16 protein-coding genes are annotated in these 18,824 nt (G+C 66.1%); 1 reads left to right on the top strand and 15 read right to left on the bottom strand.

What is annotated here, in order from left to right:
* Positions 1-133: 133 nt before the first annotated feature.
* The 12 genes from ACK28C_RS07740 to ACK28C_RS07685 form a co-directional block, all read right to left on the bottom strand.
* Entirely contained in the window at positions 134-1,735 is a 1,602-nt protein-coding gene (locus ACK28C_RS07740; protein ID WP_015556326.1) for a peptide ABC transporter substrate-binding protein, read from the bottom strand.
* Positions 1,736-1,840: 105 nt separating this feature from the next.
* Positions 1,841-3,433, bottom strand: coding sequence for a peptide ABC transporter substrate-binding protein (locus ACK28C_RS07735; RefSeq protein WP_015556327.1), 1,593 nt, complete (start codon positions 3,431-3,433; stop codon positions 1,841-1,843).
* Between the two features lie 138 nt (positions 3,434-3,571).
* The gene (locus tag ACK28C_RS07730; protein WP_015556328.1) at positions 3,572-4,714 is read right to left on the bottom strand and encodes a M20/M25/M40 family metallo-hydrolase; all 1,143 of its coding nucleotides are present in this window, start codon (positions 4,712-4,714) and stop codon (positions 3,572-3,574) included.
* 39 nt (positions 4,715-4,753) lie between these two features.
* Positions 4,754-5,710, bottom strand: coding sequence for an ABC transporter ATP-binding protein (locus tag ACK28C_RS07725; RefSeq protein WP_409152650.1), 957 nt, complete (start codon positions 5,708-5,710; stop codon positions 4,754-4,756).
* Positions 5,711-5,712: 2 nt separating this feature from the next.
* Positions 5,713-6,744, bottom strand: coding sequence for an ABC transporter ATP-binding protein (locus ACK28C_RS07720; RefSeq protein ID WP_015556329.1), 1,032 nt, complete (start codon positions 6,742-6,744; stop codon positions 5,713-5,715).
* A gap of 13 nt (positions 6,745-6,757) precedes the next feature.
* On the bottom strand, positions 6,758-7,690 hold the full coding sequence (locus ACK28C_RS07715) for an ABC transporter permease (protein ID WP_409152022.1): 933 nt from the start codon (positions 7,688-7,690) through the stop codon (positions 6,758-6,760).
* A 23-nt stretch (positions 7,691-7,713) separates the two neighbouring features.
* Positions 7,714-8,631: an ABC transporter permease gene (locus tag ACK28C_RS07710; protein WP_015556331.1), complete on the bottom strand. Its 918-nt coding sequence runs from the start codon at positions 8,629-8,631 to the stop codon at positions 7,714-7,716.
* A gap of 192 nt (positions 8,632-8,823) precedes the next feature.
* Positions 8,824-9,720, bottom strand: coding sequence for a polysaccharide deacetylase family protein (locus ACK28C_RS07705; RefSeq protein ID WP_243440581.1), 897 nt, complete (start codon positions 9,718-9,720; stop codon positions 8,824-8,826).
* Positions 9,717-10,670 carry a formyltransferase gene (locus ACK28C_RS07700; protein WP_409152021.1) on the bottom strand — a complete coding sequence of 318 codons (954 nt, stop codon included), beginning with the start codon at positions 10,668-10,670 and terminating at the stop codon, positions 9,717-9,719. Before ACK28C_RS07700 ends, ACK28C_RS07705 begins: the two co-directional genes overlap by 4 nt.
* A 5-nt stretch (positions 10,671-10,675) precedes the next feature.
* Positions 10,676-11,644: a glycosyltransferase gene (locus ACK28C_RS07695; protein ID WP_208872845.1), complete on the bottom strand. Its 969-nt coding sequence runs from the start codon at positions 11,642-11,644 to the stop codon at positions 10,676-10,678.
* Between the two features lie 152 nt (positions 11,645-11,796).
* Positions 11,797-13,479 (bottom strand): phospholipid carrier-dependent glycosyltransferase, encoded by a 1,683-nt coding sequence (locus tag ACK28C_RS07690; protein WP_015556332.1) that lies wholly within the window; start codon positions 13,477-13,479, stop codon positions 11,797-11,799.
* A complete protein-coding gene (locus ACK28C_RS07685) occupies positions 13,476-14,495 on the bottom strand; it encodes a bifunctional UDP-4-keto-pentose/UDP-xylose synthase (RefSeq protein WP_208872847.1) in 1,020 nt (339 codons plus the stop codon). The genes ACK28C_RS07690 and ACK28C_RS07685 overlap by 4 nt, the downstream gene beginning before the upstream one ends.
* 317 nt (positions 14,496-14,812) lie before the next feature.
* On the opposite strand from ACK28C_RS07685, the gene ACK28C_RS07680 reads away from it, so the two are divergent.
* The gene (locus tag ACK28C_RS07680; RefSeq protein ID WP_015556333.1) at positions 14,813-15,274 is read left to right on the top strand and encodes an Hsp20/alpha crystallin family protein; all 462 of its coding nucleotides are present in this window, start codon (positions 14,813-14,815) and stop codon (positions 15,272-15,274) included.
* A 94-nt stretch (positions 15,275-15,368) separates the two neighbouring features.
* Here ACK28C_RS07680 and ACK28C_RS07675 read toward each other — a convergent pair whose 3' ends face one another.
* The 3 genes from ACK28C_RS07675 to ACK28C_RS07665 all read right to left on the bottom strand — a co-directional run bounded on the left by ACK28C_RS07675 (position 15,369) and on the right by ACK28C_RS07665 (position 18,688).
* Complete coding sequence (locus tag ACK28C_RS07675) at positions 15,369-15,968, bottom strand: AAA family ATPase (RefSeq protein ID WP_015556334.1); 600 nt, start codon at positions 15,966-15,968, stop codon at positions 15,369-15,371.
* 79 nt (positions 15,969-16,047) lie between these two features.
* Positions 16,048-17,814, bottom strand: coding sequence for a diguanylate cyclase domain-containing protein (locus tag ACK28C_RS07670; RefSeq protein ID WP_208872848.1), 1,767 nt, complete (start codon positions 17,812-17,814; stop codon positions 16,048-16,050).
* Positions 17,815-17,872: 58 nt separating this feature from the next.
* A complete protein-coding gene (locus ACK28C_RS07665) occupies positions 17,873-18,688 on the bottom strand; it encodes a hypothetical protein (protein WP_409152020.1) in 816 nt (271 codons plus the stop codon).
* Positions 18,689-18,824 lie beyond the last annotated feature (136 nt).

Raw genomic sequence — 18,824 nt, 5'->3', positions numbered from 1 at the left:
CGGGGCGAACATCAGCCTATTGGGCGTCCAGCCGCACCGTCACGCTGCAGTCCGGCTAAAAAAACTGAAGGGGGTCGACTCTGTCCGACCCCCTTCAGTTTTTTAGCGCCAGTCCTCCGCTCTCGTCCTCGCGCTACGGCTCCACGACCTCAGCGCCGCGGAAGAACACCCAGTTGCGCGGAGAGTGATAGATTCCCTTCACCCGGGCGCTCTGCATGGAGGGCGTCGTGTAGAAGTAAAGCGGGCAGACCGGCATCTCGCGCATCAGGATCTGCTCGGCCTTGTGCATGTCCTCAATGCGCTTCGCGCGGTCCATCTGCTCAAGGGAATCCCGGATCAGGGCGTCATACTCCGCGTCGCTGAAGCTGGCAGAATTCTCCCAAACGCCCGTCTGCCACATCTCCAGGAGGCTGCCCGCGTCGAAGAAGTCCACCAGGTAGCCGTGGCGCGCGATGTCGAAGTCCTTCTTATTACGGGTGTTGATGAACACCTTCCACTCCTCGTTATAGAGTTCCACCTCAACGCCCAGGTTCTGCCTCCACATGGCCTGAAGCGCTTCCGCGATGGCTTTGTTCCCGAGGTTGCTGTTGTACTTGCACTGCACCTTGGGGAAGTCCTTTCCGTCCGGATAGCCCGCCTCGGCCAGGAGCTTCTTCGCCTGCTCCACGTCGGCGCGCGGGGGGAGGTACTCTGCCTTGTCCTCAGCGCGGAAGTCCGCCGCCGGGTCATTGGGGTCCACGCCCGGGATGCCGTAGGGAATAAAGCCGTTGGCCGGCTTCTGTCCACCCCTCGTCACCTTCTCGACGATGGCCGTGCGGTCGACGGCCAGAGCAAACGCCCTGCGCACGCGCGCGTCGTCAAAGGGCCTGCGGGCCGTGTTGAAAACGTAAAAGTACGTGCCCAGCGTGTTTCGCGCCTTGGCCTCGCCGCTCTCCAGGAGCTGCGGGAGCATTGGAGCAGGGACAAGGGTGTTGTAGTCCACCTTCCCCCCCTTGAAGGCCGCCAGGGCCGTGTTGACGTCGTTGATCATGACCATGCGGACCTTGTCCAGCTTCACCTTGTCGGCATCCCAGTAGTGGGGGTTCTTCACCACCGTGAGCTCGCTGTTGTGCTTCCATTCCGTGATCATGAAGGGCCCGTTGCAGGGGAAGGAGCCCGACGCGGACCAGCCACGGGGGTCCTGCTCCACCACGTCAGCCCGCGCGGGGAAGAAGATGTGGTAGGACAGGTAGTCCAGCATCAGGGGGCTGGGGTGCTTCAGGTCCAGGCGCAGCGTCCTCTCGTCAACCGCCGTCACGCCCAGCTCCTCCAGCTTCGCCGTGCCCTTGAAGCACTCCTCGCCGTTCTTGATGAAGTAGCCGACGTAGGCGAAGGGGCAGGCGTTCTCCGGGTTGAACACGCGCTGGAAGCCGCAACGGAAGTCCTCCGCCGTCAGCGGCTTGCCGTCAGACCACTTCAGGCCCTCCCGCAGGTGGAACGTCCAGGACAGGCCGTCCTCTGAGACCTCCCAGCTCTCGGCGCACCCCGGCTCCGGCGCGTCGTCAAGGCCGATGCGCACCAGACCTTCGCTGATGTTATAGAGCACCGTGGAGCCATCCACTGCGCTGTTCAGCACGGGGTCGATCGTCCGCGGCTCGATACCCAGGTTGTAGACGATCTCCCTCTCCCCGGCCCACGCCGTCCCCATCAGGCACAGTACGGCCACCAGCGCAAGAAGCCACTTCTTTCCCTTCATCAACACACAACCTCCTTCGAAAAACAATTTGGATGACAGACGGGGGCCAGGCGACCCTGACCCCCCAGCGAGGGTCGAGCGCAGGCCTCGGCTCTCGTCCTATCGCTACGGCTCCACGACCTCAGCGCCGCGGAAGAACACCCATTTGCGCGGCGACATGTAGATCCCCTTTACCCGAGCGCTCTGCATGTAGGGCGTCGAGTAGAAGTAGAGCGGCAGCACCGGCAGGTCCTGCATCAGGATCTGCTCGGCCTTGTGCATGGCCTCGACGCGCTTCGCGCGGTCCATCTGCTTGAGGGAGTCCTTGATCAGGGCATCGTACTCGTCGTTGGCGTAGCCGGCGACGTTCTCGGGAACGCCCGCCTGCCACAGCTCCAGGAGGCTGCCCGCGTCGAAGAAGTCCACCAGGTAGGCGTGGCGCGCGATGTCGAAGTCATGCTTCATGCGGGTGTTGATGAAGACCTTCCACTCCTCGTTGGAGAGCTCCACCTCGACGCCCAGGTTCTGCTTCCACATGGCCTGAAGCGCTTCCGCGATGGCCTTGTTGATAGGGTTCAGGTTGTACTTGTAGACAACTTTGGGGAAGCCCTTGCCGTCCGGATAGCCCGCCTCGGCCAGGAGCTTCTTCGCCTGCTCCACGTCGGCTCGATCGGGCAGGAAGGCTCCGCCCTCCGCCCGGAAGTCCTTTTCCGGCTCCACGCCGGGGATGCCGTAGGGGATGAAGGCCACGGCAGGCTTCTGGCCGCCCATGGCCACCTTCTCCGCCATGACCGTGCGGTCCACCGCCAGCGTGAAGGCGCGACGGACCAGCGGGTTGTCGAACGGGGCCCGCGTGACGTTGAAGACGGAGAAGGAGGTGCCCAGCGTCGGGGCCACCTTCGCCTCGCCGCTCTTGATGAGCTGCGGCGTCATCTGCGGCGGGATGCTATCGATCAGGTCCACCTTTCCCCCCTTGAAGGCCGCGAGGGCCGTGTTGGAGTCCGTGATCATCACCAAACGGAGCTTGTCCACCTTCACGTTGTCCGCGTCCCAGTAGTGGGGGTTCTTCACCAGAGTCATCTCGCTGTTGTGCTGCCAGTCGGCCAGCATGAAGGGTCCGTTGCCCAGGGCCGTCTCGGGCTTGGACGTCCAGCCGCGGGGGTCCGCCTCGATCACGTCGGCCCGCGCCGGATAGAAGATGTGGTAGGACAGGTAGTCCAACATCAGGGGCGTCTGGTACTCCAGGTCGATGCGGAACGTGACGTCGTCCACCGCGACCAGTCCCACCTCCTCGGCCTTCGCCTTGCCGTTGAAGAACGCCTCTCCGTTCTTGATGAAGAAGCCTAAGTGGGCGTAGGGCGATGCGTTCTCCGGGGTAATCGCCCGCAGGAAGCCATAGCGGAAGTCCTCCGCCGTCATGGGCTTGCCGTCGGACCACTTCAGGCCCTTCCGCAGGTGGAACGTCCAGGACATCCCGTCCTCGGAGACCTCCCACTTCTCGGCACACCCCGCCTCCGGTGCGTCGTCGAAGCCGATACGCACCAGCCCCTCAAAAAGGTTGAAGATCACGTTCGAGCCGTCCACCGCGTTGTTCAGCACGGGGTCGATCGTCCGGGGCTCGATGCTCAGGTTGTAGACGATCTCCTTCTCCCCGGCCCACGCCGTCCCCATCAGGCACAGCACGGCCGCCAGCGCAAGAAACCACTTCTTTCCCTTCATCAACACACGACCTCCTTAAGAATATTGAAAAAACGGGCCTTGCCCAAACCTCGCGCTCTCGCGCGACCCGATACGCGCAGATTTATCGATCGCCTCCGTTCACGACCGCCCGTCCGATTCGGACAGGGCGCTCACGGTTCACACCCTCAGGATCAGAGAGGCCAGGAGGGCGACGCGGGGCACCAGGTGCTCCAGAAAGAGCTGCTCCTGCGGGTTGTGGATGAAGTTTCCCACCATGCCCATGCCGTCGATGGTGGGGACCCCGGCGTCCGAGATGTCGTTGCCGTCCGAGCAGCCGCCCACCATGGGAGCCGCCTCGATCCTCATGTCAAGGTCCGCCCCGCACTGCTTCAAGAGCTCCAGCAGGGCGAGGTTCCGTGCGTTCTCCGCCAGCGGCGGGTGCCCTACCCTGACCTCGAACTCTACCTGTGCGCCGGGCAGGACAGCCTTCCGCTCCGCGAGGAGGCTCCTCGTGCGGGGGATCTCCTCCGGGACGCACATGCGCCAGTCCACGGTCGCCTCCGCGTAGTCGCTGACGACGTTGACGGCCTTGCCGCCCGATATGACGCCGGGGCTGTAGGTGCTGCCCTTCCCCTCGTAGTCCGACAGCCCCTTGAGGTAGATGATCTGATGCGCCAACTCCACGTTGGCGTCGACACCCTCCTGGGGGTTGTTGCCGGCATGGGCCGCTTTGCCGCGGCATCGGACGACGATCTCCCCACCGCCCTTGCGGCTGGGCTTGACCTTCCCGTCGGGGCAGGTGGCCGGCTCCGGGACGATACAGGCGCAGGCCCCCCGCGCGCTGTCAAGCAGCAGGCCCCGTGAGCTCTCGGAGCCCGTCTCCTCGTCGGAGTTGTTGACGATGCGGACCCTCTTGCCGAGGGGGAGGCCCAGGTCCTTCAGCGCCTTCAGGGCCCAGACGACGGCGATGTCGCCGCCCTTCATGTCGATGACCCCGGGGCCGTAGAGCACGTCCCCCTCCCGACGGACGGGCACGGACCCCACGGAATGCACCGTGTCGATGTGCCCGACGATCAGGAGGGTGCGCTCCCCCTCCCCGACCTCCGTCACCAGGTGGTCTCCCGCCTCCGTCTGCGGGACCGTCCGGGACACGGCGCCAAGGCGGTCCCGATAGAGCGAGGCCAGAACCCTTCCACAGGCGTCCACGGCGGCCTTGTCCCCCGTAGGGGACTCCGAGCGGACCAGCGCCAGCAGGTCGGCGACGATGTCCTCTTTATGGGCCGAGAGCCAGTCGAAGATCCTCTTCTCTTGATCCTTCATAAAATGTATCGCTTCCCCACTCGTCCGACGTCGGACGGCCTACATCATCGGGCAGCCGCACAGGTGCCCCGGACGGAGCTCCCGCAGCACCGTATCGGCCTCGGCGCACTCCGGCTTCGCGTTGGGGCATCGGGTGTGGAACTTGCACCCGGCGGGCGGGTTCAGGGGGCTTGGAATCTCGCCCTCCAGCATGATGCGCCGCCGGGCGTCCGACCGGTCCGGGTCCGGGATGGGGATGGCCGACAGAAGGGACCGGGTGTAGGGGTGAAGCGGGTTGGTGTAGAGCTCGTTGCTCTCCGCCAGCTCCACGATGTCGCCCAGGTACATCACGGCGATGCGGCTGCTGATGTGCTTCACCATGGAGAGGTCGTGGGCGATGAAGAGGTACGTCAGCCCCAGCTCGGTCTGCAGGTCCTCCAGTGTGTTGACGATCTGCGCCTGAATGGAGACGTCCAGCGCCGAGATGGGCTCGTCGCAGACGATGAACTCCGGCTCCACGGCCAGGGCGCGGGCGATGCCGATCCTCTGCCGCTGCCCGCCGCTGAACTCGTGCGGATAGCGGTTGGCGTGTTCGCCGTTCAGCCCCACCAGCTTCATCAGGCGTCGCATCCGGTCGCCCCGCTCGTCCTTCGGGATGCCGTGGATGGCCATGGGCTCCATCACGATGTCCCCCACCGTCATGCGGGGGTTCAACGAGGCGTAGGGGTCCTGAAAGATCATCTGCATCCGCTTGCGCCACGGCAGCATCGCCCCCTGGGACAGGCGGGTGATGTCCTGCCCCATGAAGCGCACCGTCCCCCCCGTCGGGTCGTAGAGGCGCACGATCGTCCGCCCCGTCGTCGTCTTGCCGCACCCGGACTCCCCCACCAGCCCCAGCGTCTCGCCGGGCCGGATGTCAAAGGTGACGCCGTCCACCGAGCGCACCGTGCCGGCGGCGACCTCGAAGTACTTCTTGAGGCCGACGACCTCCAGCATCGGGACGCCCTTCCCCTCCATCGTCATCGCGCTCCCTCCTTCCTGTCGGCGGCCGACCCCGCCGGACGGTTCAAGAGCCAGCAGGCCGCGTTGTGCGATCCCGTGAGCTCCGTCCGATCAGGCGAGTACTCCATGCACACGCGCATGGCCTCAGGGCAGCGCGGCGCATAGGGACAGCCCGCAGGCGGGTTCAGCAGGTCCGGCGGCTGCCCCTCGATGGGGATGAGCCGCTGCCTCACCAGCTCTTCGGGGTTGGGGACGGAGCGCAGCAGGCCGCGGGTGTAGGGGTGGGCCGGCTCGTAGAAGATCTCCCGCCGCGTCCCCCGCTCCATGATCCTCCCGCCGTACATCACCAGCACGCGGTCCGCCATGCCGGCGATGACGCCCAGGTCGTGGGTGATCAGGATGATGGAGGTCCCAAACTGCCCCTGAAGCTCCTTCATCAGCTCCAGTATCTGGGCCTGCACCGTCACGTCCAGGGCGGTGGTCGGCTCGTCCGCGATCAGGAGGTCCGGGTTGCAGATCATGGCCATGGCAATCATGATGCGCTGCCGCTGCCCGCCGCTGAACTGGAAGGGGTACTGGGTCAGGCGCCGCTCCGCGGGGACGATGCCCACCCGCTTCAGCATGTCCACCGCCCGGTCGTGCCGGTCGCAGGGGATCCTGTGGCGCCTCAGGGACTCCTCCATCTGCCAGCGGACGGTCAGCACCGGGTTGAGGCTCGTCATGGGGTCCTGAAAGATCATGGATATCCGCTTCCCGCGAAGCTCCTCCAGGTCCCGCAGTCGCATCCTCGTGAGCTCCTGGCCGTCGAAGTCGATGCTGCCCCCCACGACGCGGCCCGACGTCCCCAAAAGCCCCAGCACGGAGAGCATGGTGACGCTCTTGCCGCTTCCGCTCTCGCCCACGATGCCCAGCACCTCGCCGCGCTTCACGTTGAAGGATACCCCGCCCACGGCCTTGACCTCTCCCGCCGGCGTGAAGAAGGACGTGCGAAGGTCCGACACGCGCAGCAGGAAGTCCGATGAGTTCATGGCGTTCATGCGATCGTTCATCGTTCTCCCTCCCCTACTTTCTCAGGCGCGGGTCCAGCGCGTCGCGGAGGCCGTCACCAAGGAAGTTGAAGGCCAGGATGGTGACGGAGATCGCCGCGGCCGGAAAAAAGAGCTGCCACGGGTAGATGGCAAGGGAGCCGATCGCGTCGTTGCTCAGCACGCCCCAGCTCGCCATGGGCGCGCTGACCCCCAGCCCCACGAAGCTCAGGAACGCCTCGGTGAAGATGGCGCGTGGGATGGAGAAGGTCAGCGTCACCAGGATGGGGCCCATGGCGTTGGGGATGAGGTGGCGCAGGAGCATCCGTGTGCTGGAGGCCCCCAGCACACGCGCGGCGAGGACGAACTCCTCGTTCTTGATCCGCATCACCTCGGCCCGCACGATCCGCGCCATGGAGGCCCAGTAGGAGATGCCGAGGGTGATGAAGATGCTCTTCAGCCCCGGCCCCACCACCACCATGAGGAGGATGACGTAGATCATCGTCGGGACGCTGTAGATGACGTCCACGATGCGCATCATGACGTTGTCCGTCCGTCCGCCCACAAAGCCGGCGATGCCGCCGTAGATGACGCCGATGAACAGGTTGATGAAGCTCGCCACGAAGCCGACGGCCAGCGAAATCCGCGCGCCGAAGAGCACCCGGACGAAGATGTCCCGTCCGAACATGTCCGTCCCGAACCAGAACTTCAGGCTGGGGGGCTCGTTCGACACCATGAAGTCCTGCCCGTCGTAGGTGTAGGGCGAAAGCCACGGGCCGACGACGGCCATCGCCAGGATGATGAGGATGACCACCAGCCCCAGGATCGCCACCCTGTCCCGGCAGAGGCGCCGCCAGGCGTCCTGCCAGTAGCTCAGGGAGGGGCGGACGAACTCCGCGCGCGTCCTCTCCTCCGGCGACACCGGCTCGAACAGCCGGGGATCGCTGATATCGGGAACCGCTCGTTCCATGCTGCTCATATCCGTCCCCTCCGTCAATTCAGCTTGATCCGCGGGTCGATGAACCCGAGGCAGATGTCCACCACGAGGTTCAGCGAGACCAGAAGCGCGCTGTAGAAGATCGTGACGCCCATGATGGTGGTGTAGTCGCGGTTGGAGATGCTCGTGACGAAGAAGGTGCCCAGCCCCGGCACGCCGAAGACCTGCTCCACGACGAAGCTGCCCGTCAGGATGCCAGCGATGAGGGGCCCCAGGTAGGTGACCACGGGGATGATGGCGTTGCGCAGCGCGTGGATGTAGACCACGGCCCGCTCCCGAAGGCCTTTGGAGTAGGCCGTTCGGATGTAGTCCTGCTGGAGGACCTCCAACATGCTGCTGCGAGTCAGGCGCGAGATGAAGGCCGTCGGGTACCCCGCCAGCGTGATGGCGGGCAACAGGGCCGTGGGCAGCCCCTCCCAGAAGCCCACCGTCACCCAGCCCCAGCGGTAGGCGAAGAAGTAGACGAGGATCGTCGCGATGACGAAGTTGGGTATGGTGATGCCCAGCGTGGCCAGCACCATCGCCGTGCGGTCCTGCCAGCGCCCCCGCCGCAGGGCAGAGACGATGCCGGCGGGAATGCCGACGACGAGGGACAGCAGGATGGCGATGCTCCCCACCATCAGCGAGGCGGGGAAGCCGGAGGCGATGAGCTGGTTCACCGTCATGCCCTCGTACCGGTAGGAGGGGCCCAGGTCGAAGTGCAGAACGTCCCACAGATAGTGCCCGTACTGCACGTACAATGGGTCGTTCAGGTGGTAGCGGGCCATGATCTTCTCCAGGATGAAGGGCGGGATCGCCTTCTCGTCCGTGAACGGCCCGCCCGGAATGGCGCGCATCATGAAGAAGGTCAGGGTCACGACGACGAATAGCGTCAGGAAGCTGGCCCAAACTCGTTGAAAGATATACCTCCGCATTTGGATACCCCCCAGGGTGTTTTAGGATAAAACGCTAAAGCAACGTGTAATTAAAACCTGTTTTCGTTAAAACACACAATTCGAGAAGTTCTGTGATTTCCGATAATAAACGTCGTTATGGTATCACGCGGCGCGCTAAAAGTCCATTATCCTCGAGGCCCGCGGCGGGGCCGCGGGCCTCGAGACAGCGGCTCAGACGACCTGAGTCGCCACGGTCCCGGCGCGGCCGGGAATGGGGCGCATCTCGACGTCCGCCTCCGGGAGGGGCCGGGAGGCGGCCAGGGCCTCGCCCAGCGTCATGAAGGTCAGGGCCCCCTCGCTGCAGGCGTCCATGAAGGCGCTGAAGGCGCCGCTCATCGCGCCGCCCTCCATCTCCGTGTGGATCGTGAGAACGTTCAGCCCCGGCTCCAGGAGGTCGAGGTAATGGTCCGCGGCGTTCTCGGCGGACACCCCGTCGCGCCCCAGCACCTCGTCCAGCGTGGGGAGGGTCGAGGGCACCTGGGGCGTTTGGAACGTCCGTCCCCCCATCCGGGGCAAAAACGGAGCGCTGCCGCGGGTGTCGCTGCAGTAGGCGAAGCCCAGCTCGTCCTGGACCGCCAGACTGTCCGGCGTGGCCTGCCAGCCGGGCGCGGCGCAGCAGGAGGGGCGCGCGCCCGAAACCCTCTGGAAGAGCTCCACCGCCATCCCAAGCTCGTGGCGGATGACGTCGGGGGTCATGCGGGGCAGACGGTCCTGCCACAGGACGTGGTTCCAGGCGTGGATGCCGCACTCGTGCCCCTCGTCCAGGGCGCGGCACAGCAGGGAGGGCTCGGAGGACACGATCATCGGCGCCGGCAGCAGCGTTCCGTAGAACAGGGTCCTGAGCCCGTAGGTGGAGGGCGCGCGGGTGCGCAGCATCTTGGCGAGGAACCCCCTTCGGAAGATGCGTCGCAGCGCCTTCCCCGACTCGTCGGGCCCCATGGAGAAGAAGATGGACGCACGGACGCCGTGCGCCTTCAGTATGTCGAGGAGCCTCGGCAGCCCCTCCCGATATCCCTTCAGCGTGTCGATGTCTATCTTTATCGCCAGGGTGCAGTTCTCTACCGTCACTTCAGCGTTCCCCCCAAAAGGATGCCTCTCTCAAGGTGCGGGCAGGCGTCGTCCCCCTCAAGCCCGTCCTTTTTTCTCTCGCCCCATTCGTCGGCCCACTGGGCCTGCAGGAGCTCCAGGGCGCCCCGCCCTGCCGCGACCAGGGGTGGCCGCGAGCGCAGCACCGTGCCCGGAGAGGCCGCGGACGTCCCCTCCGACGGGCGCGTGCGCCACACCATGAGCTTCCGCCCTCCCAGGAAGGTGAACGCCCCAGGGAAGGGCCAGGCCACGGCGCGGACGAGGTTGTGCAGCGCTTGCGCGTCCTGCGTCCAGTCCATCAGCCCGTCCGCCGGACGCCGCCGCCCGAAGGTCGTGGCGCGGCTCTCGTCCTGGGGCGTCCCCCCGGCCTCTCCGGCCAGGATTGCCCCCAGGCTGCGCCGCAGGGCGGCGCCCGCCGCGGGGACCAGCTTTTGAAAGACCTCGATGGCCGTCTCGTCCGGCCCAATGGGGACGGCAATCCGGTCCACGACGTTGCCTCGGTCCGCCCGCGCGGTCATGCGGTGCAGCGTCACCCCCGTCTCCGGCTCTCCGTTCAGCACGGCCCAGTTGACGCAGGCCCTGCCCCGGTAGCGGGGCAGGAGGGAGCCGTGCAGGTTGAAGGCCCCCAACGGCGCGAGGCTCAGGACGCTCATGGGGATCAGCGACCGGTAGTAGAAGGAGAAGATCACGTCCGGTGCAGCCGCCCGCACCCGCTCCACCTCCCCCGAGAGCGCGTCCGGCGTCAGCACGGAAAGGCCGCGGGCCCTGGCCAGGTCGCCCACGGAATCGAACCATCGGACCTCGCCGGGGTCGTCCCGGTGCGTGTAGAGGAGGCGGACGTCCACCCCCTGTTCCAGCAGGACCTTCAGGCACTCGCAGCCGACGGAGCTGTAGGCGAACACCACGGCGCGGCAGGGCCTCTTTTCGCTCACCTCGCTCACCGCCCCTCCCCCGCCTCCGGGGCCTCTCCGTCCAGGCCGTAGAAGCGGCGCACGATGTAGCGCGGCCGGCGGCGCACCTCCTGATAGAGGCGGCCGATGTACTCCCCGGTGATGCCGACGCAGGAGATCGTCACCCCCATCAGCAGGAAGTTCAGGGCCAGGAGCGTGAAGACGCCCTCGGCCTCCGGGCCGACCCACAGGCGCCGGATCAGCATGAACACGGCGAAGCAGAGGCTCAACACGGAGACGGCCAGCCCCATCATCGTGACGGCCTGCAGCGGGACGAGGGAGAAGCTGGTCATCAGGTCGAAGTTCAGGCGGATGAGGCGAAACAGGCTGTACTTGGAGGCCCCGCTCTCCCGCTCGCTGTGCGCCACCTCGATCTCCACGGGGTTGACCGCAAACTTCTGCGCGAGGGCGGGGATGAACGTCGTCGTCTCCGCCGACTCGTTGATGATGTCTATGATATCACGCCGATAGCCCCGCAGCATACAGCCGTAGTCGTGCAGCGACAGGCCCGTGATCCGATTGGTCAGCCAGTTCACGACGCGCGAGGCCGTGCGGCGGAACAGCGTGTCCCGACGGTGCCGACGGACCGTCCCCACCACGTCGTGCCCCTCCTCGAGGCAGGCCACGATGCGGGGAATCTCCTCCGGGGGGTTCTGCAGGTCCGCGTCCATCGTGATGACGTTCTTCCCCGACGCGGCGTTAAACCCCGCCATGATGGCCATGTGCTGGCCGAAGTTGCCGTTGAAGTCGATGACGCGAACCTCCTCCGGCCGCCGTTTCCACTCCCTCAGCAGGAGCGGAAGGGAGGCGTCGCCGCTGCCGTCGTTCACGAAGACGGCCTCATAGGTCCGCCCCATGCCCTCCAGGACCGGAAAGAGCCGATCGAAGAGCCGGGGCAGGCTGTCCTCCTCGTTATAGACGGGAATGATGATGGAAATGTCCTTGCTTTCTTTCATGGATGCGGTCGTATCACTCAATCTCAAGCAGCCCTCCCTGGTGCAAAAGGCGTCAATGGCGCAAAGCCCACGAAATCCGCCGTCGCGGAGGAATTCGGACGGCGCCGTCCCTCAAGGCACAGCCCCGTCGTCCCCTAAAGACAATGCGTTTTTCAGAAGTTCGTGAACAGGATCTCCTTTTCCGTCTCCCCCAGGCGCACGGGCTCGCGTCCCAGGTCCCGCGTCAGCTCTTCCAGCCTGCGCCGGCTCGCGGCCAGCAGGACGCGATCCGGCCCGTTCCACAGCCTGCGGAGCTGTTCCGCGTTCAGGAACCAGCGCGGGTCCTCCTCCTGCGCTGCGCCGAAGTCCAGCTCTCCCCGACCGCCGGCGATCGCGATGCGGCGGCCCAGGTAGAACGACAGCCCCTGCATCAAGTCCCCGTAGGCGACGACGGTGTCGTCGGCCCGCAGCCTTTCGCGCAGCATGGCGGCGATGGGGCGCCTCGAGTCGCGGGCCGCCATCAGGTCGAAACCCGTCCCGGCCACGAAGAGCGCCGTCAGCGCCAGGAGGCAGAGCAGCAGAAAGCCTCGCGTCCGGGCGCGGAGCAGGACGAAGGAGGCCAGGCAGAAGGCCGTCAGCACAAAGCAGAAGGGGTTCGTCGCCGCCCGAAGGTAGGCGTCCTCCGGACGAAGCGCGGGGTAGACCGCGCCGGCCAGGACGATGGGGAGCAGGATCAGGGCGTTCAGGCAGGCGAATCGGCGGCCGGCCCGCATGGCGGGAGCACCGCCCCTCAGTATCCCCTCGACGGCTGCGCCGATGAGCACGGCCAGGGGGGGCAGGCACGGAAGGACGTAGGGGACCAGCTTGGACCCCGACAGGGAGAAGAAGGCCAGGGGAACGGCAAACCAAAGGCTCAGGAACAGGCCGTCCTCCCGCCTCAGGAGCCCGCCCCGTCCCCGCGCGGCGCGAAAGGCGTCCCAGAGCATCCCGGTCCAGGGCACGAGGCCCCCCAGAAGGATGGGGACGAAGAACCAGAAGGGCTCGTAGCGGCCGTGCTCCGTCGTCAGGTAGCGGGTGAAGTGCTCGTGGACGAAGAAGAAGTCGAAGAAGTCCGGGTTGGCGGCGCAGACGGCCCGAAACCACGGCAGGACGACCGCGAAGTACAGCGCGATTCCCCAGGGCGAGAACAGGCGCGGGATCGCCCTCCACCGCCTCAGGCTGGCCAGGTGCAGCACGGCGATCCCGCCGGGGAGGACGACGCCGATCAGCCCCTTGGAGAGCGTCGCCAACGCCATGGCGGCGTAGAAGAGCAGGAGCGGCCGGCGGCCGGCACCCTCCCCACCCCGAAACCACAGCCAATAGCCCAGCATGGCCAGCGTGAAGAAGAACGTCAGCGTCATGTCGATGACGTTGAGCCGCGAGAGCGCGTACCACAGCACGGAGCTGACCAGCACGGCGGCGGCGGCGGCCCCCGCGCGGGCGCTCCCCGTCATGCGCCTCGCGGCGACGAAGGTCAGCAGGCACCCTCCCAGCCCGAACAGGACGGGAAAGAGCCGGGCCGCCGCCTCGTTCTGCCCGAAGGCCGCGAAGGACGCCGCCGTCAGCCAGTAGTGCAGCGCGGGCTTCTCAAAGTACTTGACGTAGTTCAGCCGCGGCGTCACGAAGTCGCCGGACTCGATCATCTCACGGGGGATCTCGGCGTAGCGCCCCTCGTCCGGGTCGATGAGGCCGTACCGCCCCAGACCCCAGAAGTAGACGGCCACCGCCAGCAGGGCCAGGACGGCCCATGGGATGAGGGGACGCGCCGCCGCCAGCCAGCGGAGGAAGCGAGGCCCCTCCCTGCCGCCCGGCCTCATTCCGCGGGCACCTCAAACGCATCGAGCGTCAGGCGCACGGCCTCCCGCAGCCCCACCTTCGGCCTCCAGCCCATCCGTTCCCTCATCTTTTCGATGGAGGGGACCCGGTTCCTCATGTCGTCGTAGCCGTTCGAGTAGTACTCCTCCGCGGGGACGGAGACGACGCGGACCTTCTCGGCGCGGGGGGCGAAGCGCGGGTCCTGGCGCATCACGTCCAGGATGAGCTCCGTCAGCTCCCGGATGGAGAAGTTGTTGTCCGGGTTGCCGATGTTGAAGATCTGGCCGTCCGCCCGTCCCCCCTCGTTTCGCAAAAGGGCCATGAGCGCATCCGTCCCGTCCCCGATCCAGGTGAAGCTCCGGCGCTGCTCCCCGCCGCCCACCAGGGTGACCTCCCCCCGGTACAGGACGTCGTAGATGATCTGGGTGATGGACCGGGCCTTGCGACAGCGGGCGTCCTCCATCGTGTCGAGCCTCGGCCCAACCCAGTTGAAGGGACGGAACAGCGTGTACTGGAGCCCGCGCTCCAGGCCGTAGGCCGCGATCACGCGATCCATCATCTGCTTGCCGCAGCTGTAGATCCAGCGCATCTTGCAGATGGGGCCGACGATGAGGGGGCTCTCGTCCTCCAGCAGCACGGAGTCGCTGGACAGCCCGTAGACCTCGGAGGTCGAGGGGAAGATCACGCGCTTCCTGTGCTCCGCACACATGCGCACCACCTTGAGGTTCTGCTCAAAGTCCAGCTCGAACGTCCACAGGGGGCTGCTGAGGTAGTACGCGGGCTTCGCGACGCCCGCAAAGGGCAGGACGACGTCGCAGGCGGCCACCTGGGCCTCGATCCAGTCGTTTTCCCTGAAGATGTCCCCCTGATGAAAGGTAAAGCGATCCCGCCCCTCGAAGCGCTTCAGGCTCTCGCCGCAGAGGTCGAAGGCCACGACCTCGTAATCGGACTCGTTCAGGATCTTCTCGATCAGATGGCTCCCGATGAAGCCTCCCGCGCCAGGCAAAAAAATACGCAAAGTCTACAGTCCTCCCAGAATAAGCAGATCGCCCCCTCGTCGTCGGGGGACGCCGCACGGCACCTCCACTCCGGCGGCACAGCATCGTGAAAAGTATAGCAAATATCCGGACGATCCACATCGTAGCGGCGCGAAAAGCAAAAAGTCAGCAAAGGTCAGCGAAACGACGGAGGTACGCATTCATCGATTTTGACGATATAGTCATTAAAGGTCAGTGTTATGATAACTCACGTCGAGGGAGGATGGAGCCGGGGAGGCAACGCCTCCTCTCCGACGGAAAAACGATAAAAAATACTTCTTTCAGGAGGTTGTTTACGATGAGGAACGGATACGCACCGGTAGTCTATGGCCGTTTTGGAGGACCTGCGGCGTCGATCTTCGACAGCATGGATCGTCTTGCAGAGCAGATGGGGCTGTTCCCCTTCGAGGGGAGCGGCGGGCTTTCCGCGAAGACGGACCTCTACCGCAAGGACGGGAAGCTCTGCGTCGAGGCGGAGCTGCCCGGCATCAAGCCGGAGGACGTGGAGCTTCACGTCTACGGCGACCGTCTGACGCTCTCCGCGGAGAAGAGGAGCGAGCGGACGGAGGGCACGGAGGGCAAGAGCTACTTCCGGTCCGAGCGCAGCTGGGGCAAGGTGGAGCGCGTGATCTCCTTCCCCGTCGAGGCGGACCCCGACAGCGCGAAGGCCACCTTCAAGGACGGGGTCCTCACCATCGAGGTGGACGAGAAGCAGGAGGACAGGGCCCACAAGAAGGTCGCCATCACGTCGGGGGATTAGGATCAGCCCTATTCCCTGCGGGCTTTGAAACCGAACGGGGGAACGGCTGCAACAGCCGTTCCCCCGCTCTCATTTTTCATCTCTGCCCCGACTGTCAAAACAGCTTCGCGATCGCGGCGACGACCTCGGCGAGGTCCAGCTGGGTCGTGTTGACGCAGAGGTCATAGTTCAGGCGTCCGCCCCACTCCTGCCCGCTGTAAAACTCGTAGTACTTCGCGCGGCCCCTGTTGATGTCGTTGATGTGCTGCGTCAGCTCCTTGTCCGACATCGCCTTCGCGTCCTCGCCCTTCTCGCGGCATCGCCGCATCTTGCTCGCCATTTCCGCGTAGACGAAGATCCGGAAGGGCCGCATGTCCCGCAGGATGTAGTCCGCGCAGCGCCCCACGATGACGCAGTTCGACGCTGCGGCCATCTCCTTGATGAGGCGGTGCTGTTCCTGATAGACGGCCTGTCCCTGTTCCCACATCGGGTTGACCATGGGGTAGAAGCTGCGCCCCACGTGGATCGGGAACGCCGCGGTGGGCCGATGCTCCACGATCCGCTGCACGTACTCCTCCGAGAGGGAGGTGCGCCTGGCCAGCTCCGTGATGATCTCGCGGTCGTAATAGGCGAACTGAAGGGCGTCGGCAAGGCGGCGGCCCAGCTCCCGCCCCCCGCTGCCAAACTCGCGGCCGATGGTGATGATCCTGTTCATGCCCGTCACTCCAATCTACACGAAAGACAAAAACGTGCCTGCTGTTCTAAACCCGATGCCGGACGGAGGACAAGGAGCCTCAGCGGAACATCACGCGGTTCTTGCCCTTCATCCGCTTGGAGGCGTAGAGCGCCTCGTCCACGCGGTGAAAGAGCTGGGTGGGCGTGTCGCCGGGAACGACGGAGGCCACGCCGACGCTCAGGGTGAGCCGCCTCCCATCCGGCAGGAGGTTCAGGATCGACACCGCGGACCGGATGCGCTCGGCGATCCGCTCCGCGACGGCGCGGCTCGCGCCGGTCAGGATGACGAAGAACTCGTCCCCACCCCAGCGGCAGATCGCGTCGTTGCGCCGCGTGCTGTTCCGCAGGATATCCGCCAGCGCCACCAGCGCCTTGTCGCCCATCGCGTGCCCGTAGGTGTCGTTGATGCCCTTGAAGTCGTCCAGGTCGATCATCAACACGGCGACGTCCTGGGGCTTTTTCGCCCTCTCGCGCAGGACCTGCCGCAGGGACTCCTCCATGGCGCGGCGGTTCAGGAGGCTCGTGAGCGCGTCGCGCTCCGCCAGGACGACGAGGCGGCCCCGCGCGTCCTCCCACTCCTGCGTCATGACGTCCACCATGTGCAGGAGGTGGGCGATGACGGAGGTCTGTTTCTGAAGGTGCAGCGGCGCCACCCGGATCACGGGCTCCGCCCCTGTGGGCTCCCCCTCCCGAAAGCCGACGGTGACCAGCATCAGGTTCGTGATCGAAATCTCGCCACCGTTTCGCTGGACCTCGCCGTACGAGTAGAAGCCTGCAGAGGGCGCCAGCTGGCGGAGAACGTCGAACTCCTGCCCCCGGTTCTCCCGCAGCATCTGGTGCCGGCCAGCGCAGCTGACGGCAGCAATCGCCTCCGGGCGAAAGTCCACCATTCGCCTGTGGTTCGCCACGGCCTCCCGAAGGATGGCGAAGGGGGCGCCGCAGGAGATGCGAAGCCTCTCCCCCACCCGAAGGTCCGCATCCAGCTGGACGCTCCCGTCGTCGAGGAAGGCGTTCATGTGACGCCCCACCAGCTGCCCTCCGCGCTCGAAGCACAGGGGGAAGGCCATGGCGTCCTCCAGCGGGTCCCAGCTCTCCCGCCAGCCCAGGTAGTACTCCAGGACCTCGCCGGCGGGCTTCCCATCAAGCTCACAGACCGTGAAGTCGTCCTTCATGCGTGTGACCATCAGCTCAGGGCCCATGGGCACCCAGCCGAAGGACGAGTTCTCGCAGGCGTGCAGCTCCCGACCACTGAAGAAGACGACGACGATGCCGCGCGTGAGGGCCACATCCCCGCAAAACAGCCGGCGTCCCTCAGGTTCGCTCCAGGCCCAGGCCGTCCCGCCGAAGAAGACGATCTCGGGGCGGACGTGGGAAATCTCCCGAAAGAGGGGGTTGAAGTCTACGCGCATGTCGCTGATCAGGAGGCCGACGGCTCTGGCGTCCGCGTCCTCATCCAGCGCCTGTCGCAGCGTCGTGCCCGCTGTGACCGGGTCGTCAGGCAGCACCATGGCCCGCGCGGAGGAGCGCTCAAAGAACATGAAGGTGAGGGAGCCAAGGACGTCGGAGTCCTCACCCCACTCCGGCGAGAGCCATCGGGTCCCGTCGGTGACGCTCATGTCCACCGTGGCCCCACAGACCTCCGCGCCGGGGAACGCGCTTCGAACGCTCCCCAGGATATTTCCCCAGAGCGGGACCGCCGTGCGTTTCAGAAAAACGACCGCCAGTACGGAATCCAGACGCGGCAACTTCGAGGCCTCGGACTTCGCCCTCTCGACCGCCGCGGCGACATCCTCCCGTCCATTCAGCCAATAAGAACGCTGTAGCACGAAAAACCGCCCCCTCCGTACAAGATCGTCCGCTTCCCCTGCTTATTATACCCTTTCTTCACTTCACAAAAGGAGCGCCTGAGCCCCCACCGCACGATTCCGCCGGGTCGTTCGCCGCGCGGCGGCCCCCGCCCTGCGCCGGGTAGACCCTCCAGGTCAGCGCGCCGCTGAGCCACGGGCTGCCGCCCGCTGCGACGTGGGCCTCCGCCGCCATGGCCGCCTCGGGCGAAGCGTCCCCCCTCGGAACGACGAGGTGCGTGACGCCGAGGGGTGCAAAGGCTCCGGGCAGGGCGGGGAGGCCGGGGCCCTGGAGGAAGCAGCCCTTCTTCCTCGTCAGCTCCTCCCGCGTGGAGAGCAGCCACCGGTCGCGGATTGCCTCCGGGGACAGCCACACCCACTCCGCCTCCCGAACGCCTCGGGAGAAGTCGCTTTGGGGGAAGCAGTCCGGCCCGATGCCCCGGTCATCGAACACCGCGACGCGCCAGCCCCAGTCGCGCATGAAGGGCAGGAGGTCGCGCTCGTACCCCAGCACGGCCACGCGGTCGCCCCGGGCGCAGGTCATGGCGAGGTCCAGCGGGGAACCGCCGGCCCCAAAGGGCAGGAGCGCCGCGCAGGCTGCCGACGCCGCGGCGAACTCCTGGGGGAAGGGCGAGACGTAGAGCCCCGCCAGGCGCGCCAGAGGCGCGCGGATCAGCTCCTCCGTGTGTACGGCCCGCGCCCTGTGGGCCTCCTTCATGGAGTCCGGGACGAACCCGACGCCCCACCGCCCGTCCTCCGCCAGGGCGAAGCTGGCGTGCCAGCCCAGGACCAGGCGGGCCACGCCGCAGTCCGGCACCCTCCGTGCCGCCGCGTCCAACGCCTCGAAAAAGTTCATCGCCCACACCCCCCGCGCTTCCCCTGTCCGGGCCGTCTCCGAAGCCCGGCGGTCTGCGCCTCAACTATAGCACGCGGCGCGCCCTTTTCGGTTGCTTTTTCAAACGTCCTGTGACACAATAAAGGTATTCCTGAGT

Origin of the sequence: Fretibacterium fastidiosum (genome assembly GCF_964642095.1) — a bacterium.
Taxonomy (GTDB): Bacteria; Synergistota; Synergistia; order Synergistales; family Aminobacteriaceae; genus Fretibacterium; species Fretibacterium fastidiosum.
This window is presented reverse-complemented; position numbering and strand designations above follow the sequence as displayed.

Coding starts and splice junctions, on each gene's coding strand:
- ACK28C_RS07720 (WP_015556329.1), bottom strand. CDS start 6,744: ATGAACGATCGCATGAACGCCATGAACTCATCGGACTTCCTGCTGCGC.
- ACK28C_RS07675 (WP_015556334.1), bottom strand. CDS start 15,968: ATGAACAGGATCATCACCATCGGCCGCGAGTTTGGCAGCGGGGGGCGG.
- ACK28C_RS07695 (WP_208872845.1), bottom strand. CDS start 11,644: ATGAAAGAAAGCAAGGACATTTCCATCATCATTCCCGTCTATAACGAG.
- ACK28C_RS07730 (WP_015556328.1), bottom strand. CDS start 4,714: ATGAAGGATCAAGAGAAGAGGATCTTCGACTGGCTCTCGGCCCATAAA.
- ACK28C_RS07710 (WP_015556331.1), bottom strand. CDS start 8,631: ATGCGGAGGTATATCTTTCAACGAGTTTGGGCCAGCTTCCTGACGCTA.
- ACK28C_RS07715 (WP_409152022.1), bottom strand. CDS start 7,690: ATGGAACGAGCGGTTCCCGATATCAGCGATCCCCGGCTGTTCGAGCCG.
- ACK28C_RS07735 (WP_015556327.1), bottom strand. CDS start 3,433: ATGAAGGGAAAGAAGTGGTTTCTTGCGCTGGCGGCCGTGCTGTGCCTG.
- ACK28C_RS07680 (WP_015556333.1), top strand. CDS start 14,813: ATGAGGAACGGATACGCACCGGTAGTCTATGGCCGTTTTGGAGGACCT.
- ACK28C_RS07690 (WP_015556332.1), bottom strand. CDS start 13,479: ATGAGGCCGGGCGGCAGGGAGGGGCCTCGCTTCCTCCGCTGGCTGGCG.
- ACK28C_RS07725 (WP_409152650.1), bottom strand. CDS start 5,710: ATGGAGGGGAAGGGCGTCCCGATGCTGGAGGTCGTCGGCCTCAAGAAG.
- ACK28C_RS07665 (WP_409152020.1), bottom strand. CDS start 18,688: ATGAACTTTTTCGAGGCGTTGGACGCGGCGGCACGGAGGGTGCCGGAC.
- ACK28C_RS07740 (WP_015556326.1), bottom strand. CDS start 1,735: ATGAAGGGAAAGAAGTGGCTTCTTGCGCTGGTGGCCGTACTGTGCCTG.